This is a genomic window from Flavivirga eckloniae (assembly GCF_002886045.1).
Lineage (GTDB): Bacteria > Bacteroidota > Bacteroidia > Flavobacteriales > Flavobacteriaceae > Flavivirga > Flavivirga eckloniae.
This window is the reverse complement of the sequence record NZ_CP025791.1, coordinates 1,562,464-1,585,742: the sequence shown is the minus strand read 5'-3', so window position 1 is coordinate 1,585,742 and position 23,279 is coordinate 1,562,464. Positions and strand designations below refer to the sequence as shown.

Sequence of the window (23,279 nt, the reverse complement as noted above, 5' to 3'; positions counted from 1 at the left end):
GAAATATGAGGCTTTTTTATTTTAATTGGTTTAATTCAGTACCAGACAGTACCTCATAAGGCAATTTATTATATTCAAAAACGCGAGCTGTTAATTCTCCTTTCAAAACAATAGAATCCTCTTTTACATGTAACCAGCTACCTTCTCGCAACCCTATAACGGGTTGGTTATTAAAGTTGTGGAATTCCTTTATTCTAGTTTCTCTGGTTTCCCCCATATGTTTACTGTTTTTATCAGGATCTAAATAATGCGGATTAATATTAAATGGCACAAATGCCAAAGCTTTAAAACTAGGAGGATATAAGATTGGCATATCGTTGGTTGTTTCTATGGTAAGTCCGCAAATATTACTTCCCGCACTTGTACCTAAATAGGGCGTGCCATTTTTTATAGCCGTCTGTAGTGCGCTTATTAAATTGTTTTTATAAAGCTGATTTGTTAATACAAATGTGTTACCACCTCCAATAAAAATGGCTTTGGCATTATTAACAGCTTCTGTAGGGTTTTCGTAAGTATGAATACCCCTGGCGCTTTTATTAATTTTAGAAAAGGCCATATTTGCCTTTTCTGTGTAGGCATCGTGAGATATACCACTTGGTCTGGCGTAGGGAATAAATAGAATCTCATCAATTCCTTTAAAGAATTCGGCTAGATCATTTAAAATATAATCTAAATAACCACTACCATGAATTGTTGAAGTACTTGCAATAATTATGTTTTTCATAATAAAATTTTTCATTGTAAAACTAAGATTATAATACAAATATTTATGTTATGTATAAGAAATTTTTATGGACTTAAGTATTGAAAAGTCTAATAAAAATGCTATTTTCAAAAAAATAACCATTATGAAAAAAGCCATTTTCCTTTTAATATTATTATCTACAATACAAGTAATCTCCCAAGAAGCTAATAGAGTGCGGGTTAAAGGGAAGATAATTGTTGAAAGTAGTGATGTTTCCGGTATAACCATTTATAATACAACATCAAATAAAGGCGTAATAACTAATGAAAATGGCGAGTTTAAGCTACGTGTGGCTCTAGACGATTTAATTGAAGTGAGTGCATTACAATATCAAAATATAAACTTTAGGGTTAATAAGGATATGATTAAATCCAAAACAATAAAGCTTTTTTTAATAGAGGAGATTTATAAGTTAGAGGAGATTGTTGTATCTAAAAAAAGCTTATCTGGAAACCTAAATACCGATATAGAAAGCACCGATGTTTTTAGACCAAAACTAGACGCTTTGTATTTTGGTATAAAACATAAGGAAGACTACGATTTTGATAAAGATTATCTGTCTAAACCAGAAAACATTACGATGAATTCTCAACGACAAGAATTGATTAATGATTTAAATATTGTTAATGTAGTAGATCAGTTATTATTACCATTATTTAGATCTGGAGTGGTTAATAAAAAAGAGTCTGGCGTTCCAGATGTTCCTGTAGAAGCGATAAAGTACTATTTAGGGTCGGAGTTTCTTATTAATAATTTTAATATTCCCAGCCATAGGGTTGAAGCGTTTATAAGATTTGTAGAAAGTAAGGATTTTGATTTCTCATTGCTTAATTATGGAAAAGAAATGGATTTCCTTGAATTACTATATCAAAAAAGTACCGAATTTTTAAATTCTGATAAGACAAAGCAATAAGTTGCTTTAAATTCCAAGTTAGTTTTTAACAAAAGTTTAGAATGGTTTTTCAATTTATTTAAGATTAGAAAGACGTTCTTTATACTTTAATTATAGCAATTTGGAACGCGTATTAGTATCTTTCATATTCATTTTTTTACCACTTTATATAAGTGGTCAATCTACTAATAGAATAGAAGTACAAGGAGTTCTTTTTTCTCCTAATAATGATGTTGAGGCTGTAACAATTTTTAATAAGACATCAAAAAAAGGCACCATTACTAACGAAAAAGGTGAGTTTGCTATTAAGGTGGCTATGTATGATGTTATCGAAATTTCGGCATTGCAATTTCAAACCGTAACGGTTATAATAGACGAAGACGTAATAAAAGCAAAACAATTAAAAATACAGTTAGTAGAGCAAGTTAACCGATTGGATGCCGTTACCCTGTCTTCGGGACTTTCAGGAGTTATCACAACAGATATAGCAAACATTAAAAAAGTTACTCCAATACATATTAATATGGGGGATATGAATGTGGACTTCGAGTATAACGACGAAAAGGCATTTGATAAGGTCGTAATTCAGAATCATTTAAAATCTGTAATAAATCCAGAAGCCCGTAATTACTTGCCCGACCCTATAAAAATTTTCAAATTATTATTTAAAAAGGATCTACCTGTTAAAATAAATCTATTAGAAGGAAAGGAAAAAGAAAGACCGAACCAAAAATATTTTTTAGATGCTTACGATCATAAATATATAAGTGAGACTTTTAATATTCCACTAGACCAAGTTGAAGTCTTCATCGTTTTTGTAGAAGAGAAAGGGATAGACTCAAAGCTTTTTAAGCCTGAAAATGAAATGCAACTTATCGAGTTTTTAATTAAGCAAAGAGAATCGTTTTTAAAACTTCAGGATGTTAAAAAATAAAAGCTTTTTAGTATTAATGTTTTTGTTTGCCGTTCAGGTAATGACTTCACAATCGGTTGAGATATCTGGTAAAGTTAAAAGTAATACAGGAAGTATTGAGAACATTCACGTGATTAATAAAACAGCTCAGGTTTTTACCATAACCGATAAAAATGGTGCGTTTAAAATTACTGCATCTTTAAATGATTCTTTGGTGTTCTCATCTATTCAGCATAAGTTAAAAGAAGTCGTTGTTTCAAAAGGTGATGTTGTCTCTAAATATATTTTGGTAAGTTTGGACGAACAAATTAATGAATTGGATGTAATTAGGATTGGTAAGGTTTTAACAGGAGACTTAGCTCAGGATATTAATAGTGTAGAAGGAAAAGCACCTATTAATTTTTATAATCTAGGTATTCCCGGTTATACTGGAAGAATAAAAACACAAAGTGAAAGGAGGTTGTCTGAAGCGCATGGAGGAGGAATTAAATGGTATCAACCTTTAACAGGGAGTATCCCTATAAATCCTATATTAAATGCTATTTCCGGAAGAACTAAAAAGCTAAAAAACCGTGTGGAAATAGAAACCAAGGAAACGTTTATACATACTATTAAAGTAAGATTGGCAGAGGATTTTTTTGCTTCCAATCCATTAGACGTAGACCTAAGGATGGATTTTTTCTACTTCTGCTCGGATGATGAAAATTTTATTACATATTGTAAAAATAAAACCGATTTTGAAATACTAGTTTTTTTAAAGCAGAAGTATAAACAGTATGTGGAAAATTTAAATACCAATAAAGACTAATGCCTTTTGGAATACTTTTTTGAAACGCACCCAGTAAATGTGTTCACATAGTAGAATAACAATGCGGAAATTATAAAAAATCAGAACAATTAAAATCAGAACAATAAGGTGAGTCTAATAAAGCCTCAAAATAATTACTTTAGCAAAAAATATATAGATGAGATTAATTAAACCATTTTTGTTTTTTTTAATTATACCACTGGTTGCATTTACGAGTTTACATAAATACTACATAAGTGTTACCCAAATTAACTTTGTAGAAGAAAAACAGTCTGTGCAAATAACAACTCGGGTTTTTATTGATGATTTTGAAAACTTGTTGCGAGAACGTTATGATGAGTCTATAACATTAGCCATTGGTGACGAACCAAAAACAATCGAGACTTACATAGGTAAATATTTAAAGGAGAGCATAAAGATTAAGATTAATAACGAAGAAACAGCGCTTACTTTTATAGGTAAAGAATACGATCAAGATATTATGCGTTGTTATTTAGAAATAGAAGATGTTAAAAGCATTGAATCCTTTGAGGTTAGCAATAAAGTGTTGTTCGATTTATTTAAGGAACAGCAAAACATTATAAAGACAAAAATCAACTCCAAACAAAAAAGTTTTATACTTATTCGTGAAAAAGATAATGCTCTGTTAAAATTTAATTAAAAATAAGTTAAAACCTTTCCCAATTCATTATTTTCAACCGTTTTTTGTAATAATTAATTCAATTATTATTACTCAAATGTTGAATTTATTAAACAAAATTTAAAAACGGACAATGAAACAAATCAAATATTATCTCCTTTCTGTGGTTTTTGCTTCAACTGGAATTTTTGCTCAAAATCAAGTAAACGAAAAGCCTCAAGGTCATACAGACCAGAATAAATTTAGGCAAATGAAAGATGTGTTGCCTACACCTAATACGACCAGAACAGCTTCTGGAGCACCAGGTTATGAATATACGCAACAGAAGGTAGATTATATTATGGATATTCGTTTGGATGAATCTAAAAATCAGATTTTCGGAAACGAAAAAATAACATATCATAATAATTCTAAAGACCACTTAGAATATCTATGGGTGCAGCTCGATCAAAATATGAGAGCTAGAGATTCTAAAACCCCAGATATTAATTCTGAAGATTTCAATGCCACATTTAACGGACCAAGTAGTTTTACTTCATCGAACATGAAAAAACGTTTTGATGGTGGATTTAATATTGAGGCCGTTAAAAACTCAGATGGTTCCGATTTATCTTTTATGATAAACCAAACCATGATGCGGATTAATTTGCCTAAGCCGTTAGCACCAGGAGCTGTATTTAAGTTCCAAATAAAATGGTGGTATAATGTTAATAATCACATTGAAGACCATGGACGCTCCGGTTACGAGGCATTTCCAGATGGAAATAGCAATTATGTAATTGCTCAATTCTATCCAAGGCTTTGTGTTTACGATAATGTTGAGGGTTGGCAAAACATGCAGTTCTGGGGGCGTAGTGAATGGGCTTTAGAGTTTGGAGATTTCGAGGTTAAAATTACCGTGCCTGCAGATCACAAATTAGAGGCTACAGGAGTGCTTCAAAACGAAAAGGATGTTTTAACTAAATTACAGCTTAAGCGTTTTGAGTTGGCTAAAAAATCATTTAAAGATCCTGTATTTATTGTAACTCAGGAAGAAGCAGAAGCAGCAGAAAAAGAAAAGAGTACAAAAACTAAAACATGGCACTTTAAAGCAAATAACGTAAGGGATTTTGCTTTTGCAACTTCAAGAAAGTTTATATGGGATGCCATGGCTGTAGATATAAATGGAAGAGCTGTTATGGCTATTTCGTTGTATTCAAAAGAAGGGAATCCGCTTTGGGAAGAGCATTCAACACGGGTTGTGGCCAATACATTAGAAGAGTATTCTAAGCTTACTTTCGATTATCCATATAATAAAGCCGTTTCTGTACACGCACAAATGGGAATGGAATATCCTATGATTTGTTTTAACTATGGAAGACCAAATCCAGATGGAACCTATTCAGAAAGACTTAAAAGAGGTATGATTGGTGTTATTACCCATGAAGTGGGTCATAATTTTTTCCCAATGATTGTAAATAGTGACGAACGTCAATGGACATGGATGGATGAAGGTTTAAACTCTTTTGTTGAAACATTGGCTGAGCTAGATTACGACCCTAATTTTTTTACAGGTAATTTACCTAAAGATATAGTGCATTATATGGGAGGCGATCAAAGCCATCTTTCCCCAATTATGTCGCAAGGCGATTATGTATATCAATTCGGTCCTAATGCTTATACGAAACCTGCAGCAGGATTGTATATGCTAAGACATACTATTATGGGGCCAGAGTTATTCGATTATGCTTTTAGAACATATTCGAAACGATGGATGTTTAAGCACCCAACACCAGCAGACTTTTTTAGAAGTATGGAAGACGCTTCGGCCATGGATTTAGATTGGTTTTGGAGAGGCTGGTTTTATACTACAGATTATACAGATATAGGTATTAAACAAGTTAAGAGTTATTATTTAACAGATAAGCCAACCGAAAAAGCAAAAGAAGTTGCCGAGCAAAATAATTTTAATCTTGATAACTATAAGGACAGGTTAATTTATTTTGCAGAAGCCGAAAATGGAGTCGTACCGGCAGATGCAAAAAAACCTTCAGACTTTGAATTCTTAAATAATCATTTAAATGCTTTGAACGATCAAGAAAAAGGAGAGTTAAACGAAGCGCCAAAATACTTTTACGAGGTTACTTTCGAAAAACCAGGAGGATTGGTTATGCCAATAATTTTAGAATTAACTTACGAAGATGGCACTAAAGAAAGAAAAAAATACCCGGCACAAATTTGGAGGTATGATGAAAGAGAAGTAAAAAAGGTTTTTAAATCGCAAAAGGCTATTACTGGTTTTGTTGTAGATCCGGACTTAGAAACTGCCGATGTGGACATGTCTAATAATTCATGGCCAAAAGAAGAAAAGCAGAGCGATTTCGATCAATTTAAGAAAAGGGTTAAAGGATAAAAAAATATTTTAAGTTAAAAAGCCGATTTTAAGATCGGCTTTTTTTATTCTAACAAAACAACTCACTATATTTGCGTTGTGATACAACAAGCTACATTTTTATTTATTAGTGGTGCAGAAATAGCTTTTATACTATTTATTGTCATCATGGTTTTTGGTGCAGATAAGTTACCAGAAATAGCTCGTGGTTTAGGTAAAGGCATGCGAACTCTTAAAGATGCTACTAACGATATTAAGCATGAGATCACTAAAACTGCAGAAAACAACGGCATCGACACAAGTATCACAGACGATGTTAAGAACGAACTTAACAAGGTTAAAGATGATTTGGAGGATTTTACGGGATCGGTAAAACGTAAATTCTAACACCCCTGTAGGTTTTACCCCCTGAAGATGCATGTTGTCGGTTTAATTTAGTTTTCAACGAGTATTTTTACTTTATGGTTTTGATTATAAATATATTGCGAATCCAAATCTAATCTAAAAATACTAACCAAAAATGAAAGCAATCCTACTTGTGTGTTTTATGAGTGCTACTATGTTGTCGTTTTCTCAAGATGATCGGCACACAATCTTTCAAATAGATAGTTTAAACTCAAGAGCTTTAAGATTTTACAATAGTAATCAGATTGTTGATGCGCTGTCTTCTATTGATCAGTCTAAAAAAATGTCGAATACCATTAATGATGTATATGGTAACGCGTTAGCTAATTTTATTCAAGGTTTAATTTATAGTTCTATAGAAGAGTTCGACGCTGCAGAGAATAGATTTGTAACTTCGCTTAAATCTTCATTGGAAATAGATGATAATTACCTTATAGCAAACTCATGTTTAAATTTGGGAAAGCTGTTTAAAGAAAAAAAATCATTTAGTCAAGCGCATTATTATTATGAGAATGCTTTAAAATATGCCTCAAATGGTAATGTTAAGGATCATAATAACATTGAAAAACAAAAACAAGTTCTATTTGATATTCAAATTAACTTGTGCCAGGTGTATTTAGAGAATAATCTAACGGAAAAAGCACTGATATACCTTTTAAGAGCAGAGGAAAGCCTGAATGAATTCAAGGCAGGCGCGAAAGATTATGGAAGTTTAAAATATACTCAAGGATTATACTTTATAAATAAGGAATTGTATAGCAATGCTAATAAAAAATTAAATGAAGCATTGGTGTTTTTAGATAAAAGCGTAACTGGTAATAAGCAACTACATAATTTACTTTTACTTAATGTATATGAAAAACTAGCTTGGTCATCAGATAAGCAAGGTTTAGATAAACAGGCATACGATGCGTTATTAAAGTATAACGATTATATGTTTAAGTATACAAATAAGGCGCAATCTGAACGAAAGTCTATTTCTGGATCAAAAATTCTTATTGAAGATTACAAAAAGGATGCTCAAATAGCAAATACAGAGCGTATTCAACAAGTAGAAATTACCAATAAAGTAAAAAACCTAAACATTATTATTACGGTTGCATTGGTGCTATTTCTTATATCGTTAATTACGGTTTACAAAAGTTATGTGTCTAAAAGAAGGCTTACTAATATCTTAAAAGTTCAGAACGAGCAATTAGAAATAGCACGTAACGAAGCTGTAAAATCATCAGAGTTAAAATCGAAGTTCATATCTAATGTAACACACGAGTTAAGAACGCCACTTTATGGTGTTGTTGGAATAACATCTTTACTTCTGGAAAACACCAATTTAGTAGAAAGTGACGTTAAGCTTATTAATTCGCTAAAATATTCGGGAGATTATTTATTGAGTCTTATTAATGATATTTTACAAGTAAGTAAAATAGAGTCGCATAAAATCGAATTAAAAAATACATCGGTAAACCTAAAAGGATTAGTAAAGAACATTGTTGATTCTTTCGACTTTAGGTTAAAAGAAACCAATAATAAAATTAATGTCTTAATAGACAAAGGACTTCCAGAATATATAAAATGTGATAATGTTAGATTATCTCAAATTTTAATTAATCTAATAGGAAACAGTATAAAATTTACAGAAAGCGGATGTATTAATCTTCGCGTAATCATGCTAAATAGAAATAGGGAAGAGGTTATTGTGCGTTTTGAAATCGAAGATAATGGTTGCGGTATTCCAGAGCATAAATTCGATACTGTTTTTGATAATTTTTCACAATTAGACGAAAATAATAACATCAATTACCAAGGTACTGGTTTAGGGCTTTCTATTACCAAGAATTTAGTAGAACTGTTTAAAAGTAAAATTGAACTTAAAAGCGAAGTAGGCGTTGGTACGATGTTTAGTTTTGATATTACTTTTGAAATTGATGCTGCTGATAAAAATGAGTTAAAATCGAAAGGTAAGCGACAATTAAAGTCTTTAAATAAAAAGTTTAAGATACTTATAGTAGAAGATAATAAGATAAACCAAATTGTTACACAAAACCTATTGAAAAAGGCCAACTACGAATATGAAGTGGCAAGTAATGGTTTAGAAGCTTTAAACTTAGCTAGAAAAAATAAGTATGATCTTATTTTAATGGATATTAATATGCCGGTTATGAACGGTAGGGATGCAACCAAACAGATTAGGGAGTTTGATGTGCATATCCCAATAATTGCTTTGACAGCATCTGATGTTGATAGTATGAAAAAGGATTGTAATGATGATGGTACAGGTTTTAATGATATTATCTATAAACCTTTTGACACATACGAGTTCTACCAGATTATCGAAACCAATATTCAATCGTGCAAGTTAAAACTGTCTGAAGAAAACAGATCTGGAAATAATATGCAATTAGTAGGTTAGTAGATTATTATTTAACCTTTTTAAGTAATATAAATAGCCCATCTTCTTGATGGGTAAAAACCGGGGGGTTGCCCGATTATCATTTCTTTTTAGAATAGATAATTGGGTTTTTTGTTTTAGATGGTTACCTATTCTAAAGTTTAGTATTAGATAAAAATATAATATTAGAATAATTTTCTATAACATTGTTAAAGAACATGGTAAGGTATTAATAGGTGTGAAATTACAAGGTTTACTTGTATTGATAGATCTTTACCGTTTATCTTTAAAGAATACAGAGGTTTTATAGTTAATATTGACTGCGTTTATGAGGTCCAGAAATATTTTAACGGTAGGTATATAATAAAGTCTAGTTTAAACTTTTCTGCTAATTGTTAACCCGTCCCTGATAGGTAGAACAACAGTTTCTACCCGATCATCATTTTTTAAGAGTAAATTGTATTCTATTAGCGCTTTTGTAGAAAAATCATCAGGCTTTAAATCTTCAAGAATTTTACCACTCCAAAGCACATTGTCTGATAAAATAATACCTCCGGGATTTAATTTATCAATAACAATATTGAAGTAGTTAGGGTAGTTTTCCTTATCTGCATCAATAAATACTAAATCAAACATTTTATCCAGTTCAGGAATAATCTCTTGAGCATCCCCAATATGCTGAAAAATTTGACTTCCATAACCCGATTTATCGAAATACTTTCGTTGAAAATCTGCCAGTTCTTCATTAATATCTATGGTGTGCAATGCTCCAGAAGCTTGTATGCCTTCGGCCAAGCACAAAGCAGAATACCCTGTGTAAGTCCCTATTTCCAAAATGTTTTTAGGATTAACGAGTTTAGAGATCATGCTTAACACACGCCCTTGATAATGACCGCTAAGCATTCTTGGCTGTAATATCTTTTGATACGTTTCTCTATTAAGCTGTTGTAAAAGTTCTGGTTCGTCCTCAGAATGCTTTACAACATAATCATCTAATTCTTCAGGTATAAAATGCATGGATCGTTATTAATGAACACCAGACATCATATTCTTAATAACTGGCGAAGTTAGTATTGCAAATATACCAACAATCACACTAATAAAACCAACCCCATAATAAAAGACACCTATTTTTTGGGGATAGCTGAACTATCTTAATTAGCTAAAATTCGCTGTACTAATTTTTGTTTAGCATCGTCGTCGTCACCAAATAGCCACCGCAGTACATTGTCTTCCCATATATCGTCATATTGCTTTTCGTTGATTACTTGCTTTTCCAGAGCTAAATCTAATAGTTTTCCGGGATAAGACGATTGTGCATCGCTTTCCATTTCACCTAAAGGGTAGGGGTCGTCTAGCCCCATAATAACTTGATTGCTGCCTTGGCGCTCTATCATGAGTTTTAACGAATCGGTATCATGTACCAAGGTGTCGAAGTAAATATTTGGGTGTCCGACAGCTTTTCTTGGGTGGTGTTTTCCTTCAAACAAATCAGGTCTGCCATCAAAACCTTGAATCCGTCTTCCTAAATTCATTTGAGCTAATTGTCCACCATGGGCAAAGCAAGTTCTTATATTGGGAAAACGCTCTTGCATACCATTTAAGGTGTAGAAGTGATAAGCATCGCCACACTGTGCCAGCATCCATATTAAATGAAATCGCCAGGCAGAGTTTTCTAAATTTATCATTTTATCACCATCGTAAGGATGAATTTCGATAGCTAACTTATACTTATTGGCCAATTCGAAGATGGCATCATTTTCTTTATCGAAAACCGAACGCCATTGTCCTATAGAATCCATAAAGTGTGTTGGTAAACACAATACTTTCATATTAAGTTCTTCAACACAACGTTCAATTTCATATAAGGCACCGTGTATAAAACCTGGATGTACTACAAAGCCACAAGTGAACTTTTCGGGATGATCGCGCTGTATTTTTGCATTAAAATCATTTTGAAACCGAAGCGCTTTTTTCATTTCCTCTAAACGCAATCCGTTACCATAAAGCTGCGATAAGTTTAGAACCACAGCATGATCGAGTTTGTTACGTGCCATCCATTCCAGTTTTTCATGCAAGAAGAAACTAGAATCGGTTACTGGTCTTCTCCAGCCTTTTTGAAGCATATATTTACGCTCGTCATCTACCCAGAAAATTTCCTTTTCTTTCATGAATTGTGGTATTTCCTCAGGATAAGGAAGTAAATGTGAATGTCCATTTATGCGGAGTTTACGTGCCATATTTTTGTTTAAACTTTATTAGGAGCTTCCATTTTTACACCACATTTTTTACAAGTACATTTTTCTTCACTGGAGTAGTACTTGTCAAAAATCTTTGGCATATCGGTTTCTATATTGTCGAGTTTGAATTTTTTTCTATATAATAAATTATTACAGTTCTCGCAGTACCACTCTAAAGCGTCTTTCATTTTTTTAGAACGCGGATACTCAATAACCAATCCAACTGTATTGGCTACACGTTGCGGTGAGTGCGGTACTTTAGGGGGTAATAAATAAATATCACCTTCTTTAATATGAACATCTTTTGGTTTATTGCCGTCCATGATTTTTAAAACCATATCGCCTTCTACTTGATAGAAGAATTCTGGGGTTTCATTATAATGATAATCTTTCCTATTATTAGGGCCGCCAACTACCATAACAATAAAATCGCCATCTTTCCAAACACATTTATTACCAACTGGTGGTTTTAAAAGATGTCTGTTTTCTTCAATCCAAGCCTTAAAATTTAAAGGAGAAACTAATTTGCCCATAGAAAGCCCCTTTTAATCTCCCCTAAGGGGAGAAACTCAAATCGGGTATTTGAGTTTTTGTTAAACATAGTATTTTATATAAAGATAATGCATTTGTATAATTTTTCCTCACGAAGAGTTGGTGGTACTTTTACAAACTTTTTGTTCGTCCGCCATCAACAGGCAGGTTAATTCCATTAACATAACCAGCAACCTCACTTGCTAAAAAAGTAACGACATTAGCAGTTTCTTCGGGTTTGGCAAAACGTTTGACTGGTGTGTGCCCCTTCATAGTTTTAGTCATTTCCTCAACAGTAGTATCTTCATTTTTCGCCTTAATTTTAATGATTTCCGATAAGCGTTCCGTTTCTGTAAACCCAGGAAGAACATTGTTAACCGTAATGCCAAATGGGGCTACTTCTTCCGATAAGGTTTTGCTCCAATTACCAACGGCGCCTCTAATGGTATTGCTAACGCCAAGACCGGGAATAGGTTCTTTAACCGAAGTGGAAATAATGTTTACAATTCTCCCGAAACCTTCTTCTTTCATAAACGGGATAGTTGCTTGAGCCAATACATGATTGCATTTAAGATGTTGTACAAAAGCGTTTTCAAATTCATCTAAACTTGCAGTCAAAATATTACCGCTCCTTGGACCTCCGGTATTATTAATGAGGATATGAAATCCGTGATTTTGATTTATAAATTTGATAACCTTCTCTTGTAAATCTCTAGGATCTGAAAAATCTGCTACAATAAAGCTGTGGTTTCTGTGCTCGGGTAATTCGCTTAAAACGGCTTTAAGTTTTTCTCTGTTTCTAGCTACTAAAGTTACGTTTACACCTTCCTGAGCTAATGCTATAGCTGTTGCCTTGCCTATGCCTTGGGTGCTTCCGCATACTAGGGCGTTCTTATTGTTTATGTTTAAGTTCATATATTTTGTTTTATCCTGAATTTTTTCAGGGGCATTTTTGTTTTAATTCAAAAGGAGGCTGACTAAAAAGTGTCATTCAGAACACCCGACTGCCGGCAGACAGGGAATCTCATAAAATTAAACACCTGTTTGTTTAAGTGTTGAGATTTTTCGACTTTAGTTTATGCTGAGCATAGCCGAAGTACTCAAAATGACAATTCAAGAACCTTTTAGACATCCTCTTAATACTTTATACATACGTTTTTTGCTTCTGTAAAAAACCTTAAAGCTTCAAAACCACCTTCGCGACCCATTCCTGAATCTTTTACGCCTCCAAAAGGTGTTCGTAAGTCGCGCAACATCCAGGTGTTTACCCATACGATTCCAGATTGTAATTTATTGCTCATGCGCATGGTACGTTTTAAATCATTAGTCCATAATGTTGCCGATAAACCATATTTCACTTTATTGGCTATTTGTAAAACTTCTGCTTCGGTATTAAAAGGCATAATGGTTACCACGGGACCAAAAATTTCTTCTTGATTCACTCTGCATTCGTCGGTTGGGACTTCTATAATTGTTGGTTCTAAATAATAGCCATTTTCGTAATCTGCAATGGTTATTTTATGCCCTCCGTAAAGAATGGTTCCGTTTTCTTGTTTAGCAATGTTAATGTATTGCATGACTTTTTCTAAATGTGGCTTAGAAACTAAAGCGCCTATATTGGTGTCTTCTTTTGAAGGGTGCCCGACTTTAAGTTGTTTTACTTTTTCAACAAAATCAGTTTTAAATTTTTCATAAATGGGAGCTTCTACAAAAATGCGACTTCCGCATAAGCAAATCTGACCTTGATTGGCAAATGAGGAACGCACTGTAGTTTCTAGCATATCGTTATAATCGCAGTCTGCAAAAATGATATTAGGATTTTTGCCGCCAAGTTCCAGAGATAATTTTTTAAACATTGGAGCAGCTACTTTAGCAATATGCGCACCTGTAGCTGTGCCTCCTGTAAATGAAATGGCTTTGATATCTGGATGCTCAACAATAGCCTGTCCGGTTGTAGTACCTAAGCCGTGAACAATGTTTAAAACACCATTTGGTAGCCCGGCCTCTGTACAAATCTCGCCTAATAAATAGGCTGTTATAGGTGTGACTTCACTTGGTTTGGCAACTACACAATTACCTGCTGCAATGGCAGGGGCAATTTTCCAGGTAAAGAGATAGAGTGGGAGGTTCCAAGGTGAAATACAGCCTACAACGCCAATGGGTTGGCGTAAGGTGTAATTTATGGCATTATGACCTACACTTTCGTGGCTTTCGCTTGCGAATTGTGTGATGGCATTTCCGAAAAAACGGAAGTTACTTGCTGCTCTTGGAATATCTACCGTTTTTGCCAAATTAATAGGTTTACCATTGTCTTTACTTTCGGCTTCCGCGAAACGTTGTAAGTTGGCTTCCAGTAATTCTGAAATCTTGATAAGGATTCTGCTGCGTGTTTCCAAGGTGGTTTTAGACCAATCTGGAAAAGCTAATTTTGCTGCAGTATATGCGTTTTCTACATCTGCTTTTGATGAGTTTGGGATTTGTCCGTAAACTTTACCATCGGCAGGGCAATAGTTATCTATCCATTCGTTAGAGAAAGGAGGTGTGAATTTGCCGTTTATGTAATTCTGAATGTTCATCGGTTTGTCTGGTCGAGCGCAGTCGAGACCTATTCGTTTTCTAAATTATATTTTGAATGTGTTGCATTTCTGCATTCCGCTAAAATTTGTAACATGTCAAAGTTTTTATCTGCTAAAGCTAACTTTTTCTTTGCACTCCAATTTTTAATTTTCTTTTCAAAATAAATAGCTTGATTAATATCGTTAAATTCTTGATGAAAAACTAACTGTAAGGGTCTTCTTTTAAAAGTGAAACAACTTTGGTTTAAGCCTTTTTGGTGTTCTTTAAAACGTCTTGAAATATTATTTGTAACTCCCGTATAAGTTAAACCGTCATTGCATTTTAATATATAAACGTAATAAGTTTTCATAATTAACCTCTCGACTGCGCTCGAGGAGACATTTAGTTAATTTTTATAATTTATTTCTAATTTTTTACAGAATATCATTTATTGAAAGACCATGGTTTATGGCTAGGTCATAATTTGGTTTTATAAGCCATCACCTTAATCTCCACAACCAAATCCGGATGAGGTAGCTGGTGTACTGCCACAGTTGTACGTGCTGGTCCGGTTTCTACATCAAAAAATTCGGCATAGGCTTTATTGTAACCTGCGAAATCATTCATATTTACTAAAAAAGACGTCACGTCTACTACGTCTTTTAAAGTAGCACCTACTTTGGCTAGATTTTTTTCTATGTTTAATAACACTTCACGCGTTTGTACTTCAATATTCAAACGTTTGGTACCCATGTCGTCAATAATATCGACTCCAGCTATGGTGTTATCAGGTCTTCTTGAACTGGTGCCGGATACGAATATAAAATCACCAACACGTTTGGTGTGTGGGTATGCGCCTCTTGGTGTTACGTTGTTTGGTATGCTCATTTTTTGTTGTTTCGATTGTGTTCTCTCTTCCATTTTCAGTTCCTTTTAGAGGGACTGCATCCATACCGAATCAAGTTCGGTAAAGCTCTTCCTTTAAAAAGTGAAAGAGCTGATTTAGAATGTTATTTCAATTCAGTCATATTGTTTTTAATTCTAAGAATTGATTTTGGACTTTACCAATTCCTTTTTATTTCCTAACTCAACGATGCATGGTTTTCGCAATTCTGTCATCTTCAAGTATGTTATTGGTTTCTTGTTGAACCTTCTTTAGAATGCTTTTTAATTCATCTTTGCTTAGATCCAGTTCTGTTGAGATTGTCTTATCTGCTAACATGCTTAAAATAGCTTTGTCTTGTGCACGGCCTCTCGTCATAGCTTCATGATAGCCCATGTTTTCATTAAATGTTACCAGTGAATACTTGGAGGCGTATTCTTCTGGGAAATTTTGTTCTAAAGCCATCTCTAATTTACGTTTTTCTTGGAACATGGGGTTGGCAACATGGTCTCTCATTTCATAAAAGTTATCTATAGCTAAATCTGCAATAGCATCGGTGTCTTTTTTACGGGTTTCTTCATAGGTTTTAAATATGGTTTCCCAACTTCCTAAGTTTTGGTCTAAAACCGCATCAAACTCAACAACATCTTCAAAGGAAGCATTCATGCCTTGACCATAAAATGGTACGATGGCGTGAGCTGAATCTCCCATTAACAGCGTGTTGCCTTTGTAATGCCAAGGCGAACATTTTACGGTACCTAATGGTGATGTTGGATTCTTAAAGAAGTCTTCAATAAGATTAGGCATGAGTTGTAAAGCGTCTGGGAACTCTTTTTGAAAGAATTCTGTAACGATCTCGGGAGTTGTTAGATTGTTGAAATTGTAGGTGCCATCATCATAACTTAAAAATAATGTTACCGTAAAACTGCCGTCTAAATTTGGTAGGGCTATAAGCATAAAACTACCTCGGGGCCATATATGCAATGCGTTTTTGTAGGTTTTAAAATCGCCTGTTTTACTAGGTAGAATACTTAATTCTTTATAACCATGTGTTAAATAGTCTTGCGAAAAGCTAAATAAAAACTTTTTACCTAAATAATAGCTTTTGCGCATTGCAGAGCCCGCACCGTCTGTAGCGATAATAACATCGGCGTCTTCTACAAACTCCTTTTTTGTTTCATAATCTTTAAATAATGCGGTTGTTTTTTTAAAATCGACCGATTTACACTTTTTATTAAAATAAATGGAAACATTTTTATGCTTTTCAGCTTCATCTAAAAGTAAGGCGTTTAACCCACCACGAGACACGGAGTTGATGTATTCGTGGTCGCGTCCGCTATAATTAGATAGAAAAGTGCGCTCTTCTTTATCGTGGATCATACGGCCATTCATAGGAATGCAGAGTGCTTTTACTTTTTCTTCTATACCTACGAGTTTCATGGCTTTATTACCGCGATTTGAAAATGCCAGATTTATAGAGCGTCCTGCACTAATATCTACTTTACGTAAATCTGGACGCATTTCGTAAACGGAGACATTATATCCTCTTTGACCTAGACGTAATGCGAGGAGGGAACCGCAAAGACCTGCGCCTATAATAAGTATGTTTTGTTGTTTTTTCATGACTATCATCCTGAGCTTGCTTATGCTAAACTCGTTTCAGTATTTCAGGATCTTATTTTATTTCTACTGCTAATAATTAGTTCAAGATACTTTTTATTTGTTGAATTTCTTCAAGGGTAATTCTTAGGTCGCTCAGTTCAATATATTCTTTTTCTTGCTTTTCATCATAATATTCGATTCTGTTTTTTTTTAAATCAAAATTAACTTTAGATTGGTTGCTATATGAAACATTCTTTATAACCTTATTTCTTATAATGTATAGTATTCTTTGTTTTGTAATTATTAGATAATCGAATTTTTTACGTTTCAAAAAGAATAAGAGTCCAATAAGCGATTTATCTGATGACATTAATGTTTCTGAAAAATTACCCTCTGAGGTTTTTTTAATCATTAATATATTTTGCTTAGCAGACAAGGTTTACTCTATTTGATTTTTGTTTAGTATGTCTTTTAACTTATCAACCATGTAATAAACATCTTGAAATGAATTGTAAAGTGGAGCGGGAGCACAACGAATAACATCAGGCTCTCTCCAGTCGCTTATTATTCCGGCATCGGTTAATTTATCATGTAAGGCTTTGTCTGCATTTAAAACCTGGATAGATAGTTGGCAACCTCGTTCATCTGGATTTTCAGGGGTAATTATTCTTATAATATCTTCTCCTAATTGTTTTAGTAAAAATTCAAAATAGCCTGTTAGTTTTTTAGATTTATCAGTGAGTTTCTTTATGCCCACTTCATTAAAAATATCTAAAGAAGCTTTAATGGCTGCCATCGATAATATTGGTGGGTTGCTTAGTTGCCATCCTTCGGCTCCGGGGAGTACATCAAATTCGTCACGCATATTAAATCGGGTTTGCTTATTATGGCTCCACCAGCCTGTAAAACGATTTAAGTCTTTGTTGTGGGCATGTCTTTCGTGTACAAAGCAACCGGCTAAGCTTCCTGGTCCTGAGTTTAAATATTTGTAGGTGCACCATACAGCAAAATCGGCACCAGAATCGTGCAGATTAAGTTGTACATTACCTGCCCCATGAGCGCAATCGAATCCAACCATACAACCGTGTTTGTGTCCGAGTCCTGTAATCCGTTTTAGGTTAAAGTATTGACCTGTGTAATAGTTTACCCCGCCAATCATAACCAATGCTACTTCGTTACCGTGTTTTTCAAGGATGTCTTCTAAATCCTCATAACGTAATAGTTCTTCATGCTCTCTGGGTTTCCAAAGAATAACCCCTTCCTTATCATTAAAACCATGATGTCGTAATTGCGATTCTACCGCATATTTATCAGATGGAAAAGCGTCACTTTCAATAACTATTTTGTAACGTGTTTTTGTTGGTTTGTAAAAGGACACCATCATTAAATGAAGGTTGGCGGTTAATGTATTCATGGTAACCACTTCAATAGGTTTAGCACCAACAACGTTTGCCATGCTTTCTGTTAAAAATTCATGATATGGTAACCATGGGTTTTTAGCTTCGGTGTGTCCTTCTACACCTAAATTAGCCCAATCTTCAAGTTCCTGGTCGATATATGCTTTGGTTTGTTTTGGTTGAAGGCCTAGAGAATTCCCGGTCATGTAAATCAATTCATTTCCGTTCTTGTCTTTTGGAATATGAAACTGATTGCGGTAATTAGAAAGTTCGTCTAATTCGTCCTGTTGTTTAGCGTAATTTAAAGTGGCTTTATGCATTTTAAACCGAATAGTTTATTGTATAAATTTATTATTCTGATAATGAAATGATTGTTTCCTGCAAAGTAAAAAAACAAGAATCGTTTCACTATATGAAACGCTGTTTCAAAAATAATACTTATTTTTGAATAACAAAAACTATTTACGCTCTCTGATTAAAAGATCGTAAGTAGATATCTCCCTTATGAAAGAAGTTAATAAAGATTTAAATTTATCTGTTATTAAAGCTTTTAAGCTTTTAGATGTGTATTTAAGTAATAAGCAAGAATGGGGCGTGCGTGAATTAGCTAAAGAAACTGGCTATAATAAAACCACCACTTATCGCTTACTAAGTACATTGGAGTCTTTGGATATTGTACAGAAAAATAACGACGACAAATACATTTTAGGGCTCAAGCTATTTGAACTTGGGAATTTGGTTTCTGTATACAAATCATTAAGAAACTATTCTCGGATTCCTTTGGAGAATATTGCTAAGGAAATTAAGGAAACGGTGCATTTTGGGGTGTTAAACGATCATCGGGTTTTATATTTAAATAAGGCAGAAAGTCCTTTTGGATTAAAGGTGAGTACGTTAATAGGATCTTATCAGCACGCTTATTGCACGGCTTTAGGGAAAGTACTTTTAGCTTTTTCATCAAAAAAACAAATCTCAGATTATTTAAAACATATAGAATTTGAAACCTACACTTCAAATACGATAGCACATTCTGAAGCATTATTGTCAGAGCTCAAACAGATAAGAGAAAATGGCTATGCGTTGGATATGGAAGAACTCGAATTGGGACTTATTTGTATTGCTATACCTGTATTTAATAAAAAAAAGGAAGTTATTGCCGGTATTAGCGTTTCTGGCCCTTCTAGTAGATTTAAATCTGAGAATATTAAGTCTTACCTATCTATTGTAAAAAGAGGTGCTTCTGAAATTGAAACCCATTTACGGGATTACAATTAAAGTTATTCTGTTAAAAACAGGTAGTGGTCTGTAGGTGTTTTTGCATAATCATTTTTTGTATTTTTAAGGGAAAATTTGAACTATGAGTAAAATAAAAGAGTATTCGAACGGTGAAACGACTGTTGTTTGGGAGGCTGAAAAATGCATTCATTCGGCAATTTGCGCTAAAGGTTTGTCCCAAGTGTTCAGACCAAAAGAACGTCCTTGGGTTAAAATAGATGCAGCTTCTACTGATGCTATAATAAATCAAGTGAAACAATGTCCTTCGGGAGCTTTACGCTACTATATGAATGCAGAAGGTGATAATGCTTCTGAAACTTTAGAAACGAAAGTTGAGGTTATGAAGAATGGTCCGCTATTGGTTTATGGTACATTAAAGGTGATCCGCAAAGACGGTGCTGAAGAAACCAAAAATAAAACCACTGCGTTTTGTAGGTGTGGTGCTTCTGCAAATAAACCCTATTGTGATGGCGCTCATGTAAAAGTTGAGTTTGAGGGGTAGTTGTTAGTTTTCAGTAAGCAGTGTTCAGTGATCGGTAGGCGGTGTTCAGTGATCGGTAGGCGGTGTTCAGTGATCGGTAGGCAGTGTTCAGTATTCAGTGATCTGTGGTCGGTATTCAGTGATCAGTTTTGAAGAGTTTGGGGTGCTTTTATTTGAAACGTAACTCATATTTTTAAATCAAAAATAAGTATGCATAAGCGGAATATGTTATGCTTTAATGCTAAAAGTAATAAAAAGAAAAGGGCTTCAATCATTTAGATTAAAGCCCTTTTGATATATATAGGCGCATAATGCGGAAAATTCTATTTATACTTTATATACGAATTTTGTCGTATGTTGGATGTTTTCATTACACAAAGATTAAATAAAATTCTATTTTTAGGTTTATGTCAATATTAAATGTGTGCTAATTAATTGATAATATTGATGTTGGTGAAGTTAAGATTCCAATTAGCATCACCCTTCTTATGGTCTAAAGCAATCTTGATACCGTTAAAGTCTTTGTAGTTTTCGAAAGTTGTAATCATAGATGGTTCCGTTACATTTCCTCTTCTAAAAATCCATTCTTTAATTAAAAAGTCATTTCCATAGTAAATATCGTAAGCATCGCCAGGAGTGTAACCGCCTTCGTCGGAATAGGTTAAAGTGATTTTGTTTAGTTCTGTTTTACTAATCGGTGCTGCTTCTTTGGTGGGTTCAGAAATGGTAAGGCCTTTATCCCAAATTAATTGAAAAGGAACTAGTAGCCAGTATTTATCATTTATAAATCTACTGTCAGTTTGGGTTAATGTTGAATCAATCTTAGCTCTATTGTAGATGATTGTATCATTTTTATTTATGGCGGTAACATCGTTTGTTTTAGGTTTCCATATCCATGTGCGATCAAAATGACTGCTGTCTTTATCTACATTAAAGGAAAAGGTTATTTCGGATACGTTTTTCCAGTTTTCAAAACCATGGGCATTGGCTATTTTTTCTGCAATAGTGAGTGGTTTAACATCAGCCTGTTTTTCCTGTTTTTGTTTGCATGAAAAACATAATGTAATGATGAGGGTAATTAGGATATATTTTTTCATAATTGAAATTTTTGGTAAAGGTATAGAAGATTGGATGAGATTTTTTATATTGAAGTATTAAATTCATGTAATGAACACAAACGATAAATATTTTAGTACGAATAAAGCGACTTGGAATGATAAGGTAAAGGTACATGCCAAAAGCGAGATGTATGATTTAGAGTCTTTCAAACAAGGTAAATCTTCTTTAATGCGCTATGAGTTGGAAGCTCTTGGGAATGTAAAAGGAAAATCGCTTTTGCATTTACAATGTCATTTTGGACAAGATACATTAAGCTGGAGTAGGTTAGGGGCTAAATGTACGGGAGTTGATTTAAGCGATGAAGGTATTAAGTTGGCGCAAAGTTTAAACAGAGAATTAAATCTAGATGCGGAATTTGTTTGTTGTAATGTTTTAAATACTTCTGATGTTGTAAAAAATACTTTCGATATTGTTTTTACAAGTTATGGTGTGATTGGTTGGCTACCCGATTTAAAGCCTTGGGGGCAAATGATTGCTGAGCGTTTAAAAACAGGCGGTACGTTTTTTATGGCTGAATTTCATCCTATAGTCTGGATGTTCGATTATTTGGAAGCCCAACCGGTTATGAAATATGGGTATATGCAAAAAGATGTGATTTATGAAGAATATGAGGGAACGTATGCCAATGAAGCATCGAAAATGGTGAGTAAGGAATATGGGTGGAATCATGGGTTGGGTGAAGTTGTTTCTGTTTTAACTGAGGCTGGTTTGCATGTTGAATATTTAAAGGAGTATGACGAAAGTCCCTATGATGTTTTGCCGGATTTAGAAAAAACCGAATCTGGAATGTATGTAACAAAAGATAAATTGTACCCGTTAATCTTTACACTAAAGGCTACTAAATCGTAAGTTGTAAATATTTTGTAGAATAAGATAAGCTTATATATAAAGCTTTTGTGTGTAAAAAGTAACGGGAAGAATCTAGTTTTCCAAATGAGGTTTTTGTAAAAAATAAAGCCGATGAATTTTTCATCAGCTTTATACTCACTTGCGTGTTGCATAGGACTAGTTCACTACTTGTTTGTTTGTTTGTTTGTTTGTTTGTTGTGAATACATCCTATAAAGTTCGTCTGTCTACACTAACATAATCGACTAACACTTCTGTTCTGTTAAATACATTGTTTTTCGTGTTATCGAAAAGATATAGTTCATCATTAGAACCGATATTTAAATTTAGGATTATATTATGTGCTGAAAACTGGTCTAAACGCAAACCACTTACATTATTATTGGTATATGTTTTCTTTAAACTGTTGTTTACATAAATTTCCACTTTATTCCATCCATTTTGATTAGACCAGCGCATTTCAAAATCATTCCAACCACCTTGGGCATTAACAGAATTGCTATAGTAATTTACAGATTGACTAGAATTTAGAATATTATTGCCTTGCTGCCATCCGAAGAAAAGATTACTCGCATATTTATCATTCCAACTTTGTCCAAAAGTATACCCTTCCATGATATCAATTTCGCCTTTTGTTGGCCATCCGTTCTCTTCAACAGTCCAGAAAGCTGGCCAAGCCCCATAAGTTAGATGAAAAGGTTTCCATCCGTTATTATCAAAAGCATTAAACTTAATTCTAGCTTTAAAACGTAGCTCTTCATTATTACCAGGTCTAAAATTCTGTTTGGATTTTACATGTCCCGATTTCCATTGATTGCTATTCCATTTTTCGGCTCTTAAAACCAAAAAAGTATCTCCTTGCCAAGAACCTATAAAAACTTGTTCTGGTAGGTATCTGCATCTCCAAGAGTTATAATCTGTTCTGTTTGTTTTTGACCATTTACTCCAGTTAAACCCGTCGAAATTGTCCCAAAAGATATTTTGCCAAGCAGATTTTGCTGTTGAAGTTTTGGTTGACATCTTATCTGTAGTTATAGAACTGGAAACATTTTCAGTAGCTTGGTCTTCCTCAAGTTCATTTTCGCAGGAAGTTATTAGAGCAAGGCACAACAGCATTGTAATTAATGATAGTTTTTTCATGATTAAATTGATTTTAGTTTGTTTAAATTAATGACTATAACAAGT

23 protein-coding genes are annotated in these 23,279 nt (G+C 33.7%); 10 read left to right on the top strand and 13 right to left on the bottom strand.

What is annotated here, in order from left to right:
• Positions 1 to 16: 16 nt before the first annotated feature.
• Positions 17 to 724: a dipeptidase PepE gene (pepE, locus tag C1H87_RS06675; RefSeq protein WP_102758196.1), complete on the bottom strand. Its 708-nt coding sequence runs from the start codon at positions 722 to 724 to the stop codon at positions 17 to 19.
• Positions 725 to 848: 124 nt separating this feature from the next.
• On the opposite strand from pepE, the gene C1H87_RS06670 reads away from it, so the two are divergent.
• From C1H87_RS06670 to C1H87_RS06640, 7 genes are all read left to right on the top strand, one after another.
• Entirely contained in the window at positions 849 to 1,658 is an 810-nt protein-coding gene (locus C1H87_RS06670) for a carboxypeptidase-like regulatory domain-containing protein (RefSeq protein ID WP_102758195.1), read from the top strand.
• Between the two features lie 100 nt (positions 1,659 to 1,758).
• Entirely contained in the window at positions 1,759 to 2,571 is an 813-nt protein-coding gene (locus C1H87_RS06665; RefSeq protein WP_102755064.1) for a carboxypeptidase-like regulatory domain-containing protein, read from the top strand.
• Positions 2,558 to 3,358, top strand: coding sequence for a peptidase associated/transthyretin-like domain-containing protein (locus C1H87_RS06660; RefSeq protein ID WP_102755063.1), 801 nt, complete (start codon positions 2,558 to 2,560; stop codon positions 3,356 to 3,358). Before C1H87_RS06665 ends, C1H87_RS06660 begins: the two co-directional genes overlap by 14 nt.
• Positions 3,359 to 3,515: 157 nt before the next feature.
• The gene (locus tag C1H87_RS06655) at positions 3,516 to 4,019 is read left to right on the top strand and encodes a DUF6702 family protein (protein WP_102755062.1); all 504 of its coding nucleotides are present in this window, start codon (positions 3,516 to 3,518) and stop codon (positions 4,017 to 4,019) included.
• Between the two features lie 112 nt (positions 4,020 to 4,131).
• A complete protein-coding gene (locus C1H87_RS06650; RefSeq protein ID WP_102755061.1) occupies positions 4,132 to 6,390 on the top strand; it encodes a M1 family metallopeptidase in 2,259 nt (752 codons plus the stop codon).
• A 78-nt stretch (positions 6,391 to 6,468) separates the two neighbouring features.
• The gene (locus C1H87_RS06645; RefSeq protein WP_102755060.1) at positions 6,469 to 6,756 is read left to right on the top strand and encodes a Sec-independent protein translocase subunit TatA/TatB; all 288 of its coding nucleotides are present in this window, start codon (positions 6,469 to 6,471) and stop codon (positions 6,754 to 6,756) included.
• A gap of 133 nt (positions 6,757 to 6,889) precedes the next feature.
• Positions 6,890 to 9,184, top strand: a complete 2,295-nt coding sequence (locus tag C1H87_RS06640) for a response regulator (RefSeq protein WP_102755059.1) — start codon at positions 6,890 to 6,892, stop codon at positions 9,182 to 9,184.
• A gap of 354 nt (positions 9,185 to 9,538) precedes the next feature.
• Here C1H87_RS06640 and C1H87_RS06635 read toward each other — a convergent pair whose 3' ends face one another.
• From C1H87_RS06635 to kynU, 10 genes are all read right to left on the bottom strand, one after another.
• Positions 9,539 to 10,180 carry an O-methyltransferase gene (locus C1H87_RS06635; RefSeq protein ID WP_102755058.1) on the bottom strand — a complete coding sequence of 214 codons (642 nt, stop codon included), beginning with the start codon at positions 10,178 to 10,180 and terminating at the stop codon, positions 9,539 to 9,541.
• A gap of 137 nt (positions 10,181 to 10,317) precedes the next feature.
• The gene (locus C1H87_RS06630) at positions 10,318 to 11,403 is read right to left on the bottom strand and encodes an amidohydrolase family protein (protein ID WP_102755057.1); all 1,086 of its coding nucleotides are present in this window, start codon (positions 11,401 to 11,403) and stop codon (positions 10,318 to 10,320) included.
• Positions 11,404 to 11,411: 8 nt separating this feature from the next.
• Entirely contained in the window at positions 11,412 to 11,936 is a 525-nt protein-coding gene (locus tag C1H87_RS06625) for a 3-hydroxyanthranilate 3,4-dioxygenase (protein ID WP_102755056.1), read from the bottom strand.
• A gap of 130 nt (positions 11,937 to 12,066) precedes the next feature.
• On the bottom strand, positions 12,067 to 12,849 hold the full coding sequence (locus C1H87_RS06620) for an SDR family oxidoreductase (protein ID WP_102755055.1): 783 nt from the start codon (positions 12,847 to 12,849) through the stop codon (positions 12,067 to 12,069).
• A 221-nt stretch (positions 12,850 to 13,070) separates the two neighbouring features.
• Positions 13,071 to 14,510: an aldehyde dehydrogenase gene (locus tag C1H87_RS06615; RefSeq protein ID WP_102755054.1), complete on the bottom strand. Its 1,440-nt coding sequence runs from the start codon at positions 14,508 to 14,510 to the stop codon at positions 13,071 to 13,073.
• A 29-nt stretch (positions 14,511 to 14,539) separates the two neighbouring features.
• Positions 14,540 to 14,860: a GIY-YIG nuclease family protein gene (locus tag C1H87_RS06610; RefSeq protein ID WP_102755053.1), complete on the bottom strand. Its 321-nt coding sequence runs from the start codon at positions 14,858 to 14,860 to the stop codon at positions 14,540 to 14,542.
• Between the two features lie 107 nt (positions 14,861 to 14,967).
• Positions 14,968 to 15,411, bottom strand: coding sequence for a RidA family protein (locus tag C1H87_RS06605; RefSeq protein ID WP_233783376.1), 444 nt, complete (start codon positions 15,409 to 15,411; stop codon positions 14,968 to 14,970).
• Between the two features lie 166 nt (positions 15,412 to 15,577).
• On the bottom strand, positions 15,578 to 16,996 hold the full coding sequence (locus C1H87_RS06600; protein ID WP_102755052.1) for an FAD-dependent oxidoreductase: 1,419 nt from the start codon (positions 16,994 to 16,996) through the stop codon (positions 15,578 to 15,580).
• A 76-nt stretch (positions 16,997 to 17,072) separates the two neighbouring features.
• Positions 17,073 to 17,387: a hypothetical protein gene (locus tag C1H87_RS06595; RefSeq protein WP_102755051.1), complete on the bottom strand. Its 315-nt coding sequence runs from the start codon at positions 17,385 to 17,387 to the stop codon at positions 17,073 to 17,075.
• A gap of 27 nt (positions 17,388 to 17,414) precedes the next feature.
• Positions 17,415 to 18,692 carry a kynureninase gene (gene kynU, locus C1H87_RS06590; RefSeq protein WP_102755050.1) on the bottom strand — a complete coding sequence of 426 codons (1,278 nt, stop codon included), beginning with the start codon at positions 18,690 to 18,692 and terminating at the stop codon, positions 17,415 to 17,417.
• Between the two features lie 184 nt (positions 18,693 to 18,876).
• On the opposite strand from kynU, the gene C1H87_RS06585 reads away from it, so the two are divergent.
• The gene (locus C1H87_RS06585; protein ID WP_102755049.1) at positions 18,877 to 19,647 is read left to right on the top strand and encodes an IclR family transcriptional regulator; all 771 of its coding nucleotides are present in this window, start codon (positions 18,877 to 18,879) and stop codon (positions 19,645 to 19,647) included.
• 82 nt (positions 19,648 to 19,729) lie between these two features.
• Entirely contained in the window at positions 19,730 to 20,149 is a 420-nt protein-coding gene (locus C1H87_RS06580) for a (4Fe-4S)-binding protein (RefSeq protein WP_102755048.1), read from the top strand.
• 410 nt (positions 20,150 to 20,559) lie between these two features.
• Here C1H87_RS06580 and C1H87_RS06575 read toward each other — a convergent pair whose 3' ends face one another.
• Positions 20,560 to 21,225, bottom strand: coding sequence for a hypothetical protein (locus tag C1H87_RS06575; protein WP_102755047.1), 666 nt, complete (start codon positions 21,223 to 21,225; stop codon positions 20,560 to 20,562).
• A 70-nt stretch (positions 21,226 to 21,295) separates the two neighbouring features.
• Here C1H87_RS06575 and C1H87_RS06570 point away from each other — a divergent pair, with 70 nt between their 5' ends.
• Positions 21,296 to 22,096 (top strand): class I SAM-dependent methyltransferase, encoded by an 801-nt coding sequence (locus C1H87_RS06570; protein ID WP_102755046.1) that lies wholly within the window; start codon positions 21,296 to 21,298, stop codon positions 22,094 to 22,096.
• Positions 22,097 to 22,304: 208 nt separating this feature from the next.
• On the opposite strand, the gene C1H87_RS06565 is transcribed toward C1H87_RS06570, so the two are convergent.
• Entirely contained in the window at positions 22,305 to 23,234 is a 930-nt protein-coding gene (locus tag C1H87_RS06565) for a glycoside hydrolase family 16 protein (protein ID WP_102755045.1), read from the bottom strand.
• Positions 23,235 to 23,279 lie beyond the last annotated feature (45 nt).

Bases quoted from the DNA above. Each gene is read 5' to 3' on its own strand.
- pepE (WP_102758196.1), bottom strand. From the start codon at position 724: ATGAAAAACATAATTATTGCAAGTACTTCAACAATTCATGGTAGTGGT.
- C1H87_RS06670 (WP_102758195.1), top strand. From the start codon at position 849: ATGAAAAAAGCCATTTTCCTTTTAATATTATTATCTACAATACAAGTA.
- C1H87_RS06660 (WP_102755063.1), top strand. From the start codon at position 2,558: ATGTTAAAAAATAAAAGCTTTTTAGTATTAATGTTTTTGTTTGCCGTT.
- C1H87_RS06655 (WP_102755062.1), top strand. From the start codon at position 3,516: ATGAGATTAATTAAACCATTTTTGTTTTTTTTAATTATACCACTGGTT.
- C1H87_RS06650 (WP_102755061.1), top strand. From the start codon at position 4,132: ATGAAACAAATCAAATATTATCTCCTTTCTGTGGTTTTTGCTTCAACT.
- C1H87_RS06640 (WP_102755059.1), top strand. From the start codon at position 6,890: ATGAAAGCAATCCTACTTGTGTGTTTTATGAGTGCTACTATGTTGTCG.
- C1H87_RS06635 (WP_102755058.1), bottom strand. From the start codon at position 10,180: ATGCATTTTATACCTGAAGAATTAGATGATTATGTTGTAAAGCATTCT.
- C1H87_RS06630 (WP_102755057.1), bottom strand. From the start codon at position 11,403: ATGGCACGTAAACTCCGCATAAATGGACATTCACATTTACTTCCTTAT.
- C1H87_RS06625 (WP_102755056.1), bottom strand. From the start codon at position 11,936: ATGGGCAAATTAGTTTCTCCTTTAAATTTTAAGGCTTGGATTGAAGAA.
- C1H87_RS06620 (WP_102755055.1), bottom strand. From the start codon at position 12,849: ATGAACTTAAACATAAACAATAAGAACGCCCTAGTATGCGGAAGCACC.
- C1H87_RS06615 (WP_102755054.1), bottom strand. From the start codon at position 14,510: ATGAACATTCAGAATTACATAAACGGCAAATTCACACCTCCTTTCTCT.
- C1H87_RS06610 (WP_102755053.1), bottom strand. From the start codon at position 14,860: ATGAAAACTTATTACGTTTATATATTAAAATGCAATGACGGTTTAACT.
- C1H87_RS06605 (WP_233783376.1), bottom strand. From the start codon at position 15,411: ATGGAAGAGAGAACACAATCGAAACAACAAAAAATGAGCATACCAAAC.
- C1H87_RS06600 (WP_102755052.1), bottom strand. From the start codon at position 16,996: ATGAAAAAACAACAAAACATACTTATTATAGGCGCAGGTCTTTGCGGT.
- C1H87_RS06595 (WP_102755051.1), bottom strand. From the start codon at position 17,387: ATGATTAAAAAAACCTCAGAGGGTAATTTTTCAGAAACATTAATGTCA.
- kynU (WP_102755050.1), bottom strand. From the start codon at position 18,692: ATGCATAAAGCCACTTTAAATTACGCTAAACAACAGGACGAATTAGAC.
- C1H87_RS06585 (WP_102755049.1), top strand. From the start codon at position 18,877: ATGAAAGAAGTTAATAAAGATTTAAATTTATCTGTTATTAAAGCTTTT.
- C1H87_RS06580 (WP_102755048.1), top strand. From the start codon at position 19,730: ATGAGTAAAATAAAAGAGTATTCGAACGGTGAAACGACTGTTGTTTGG.
- C1H87_RS06575 (WP_102755047.1), bottom strand. From the start codon at position 21,225: ATGAAAAAATATATCCTAATTACCCTCATCATTACATTATGTTTTTCA.
- C1H87_RS06570 (WP_102755046.1), top strand. From the start codon at position 21,296: ATGAACACAAACGATAAATATTTTAGTACGAATAAAGCGACTTGGAAT.
- C1H87_RS06565 (WP_102755045.1), bottom strand. From the start codon at position 23,234: ATGAAAAAACTATCATTAATTACAATGCTGTTGTGCCTTGCTCTAATA.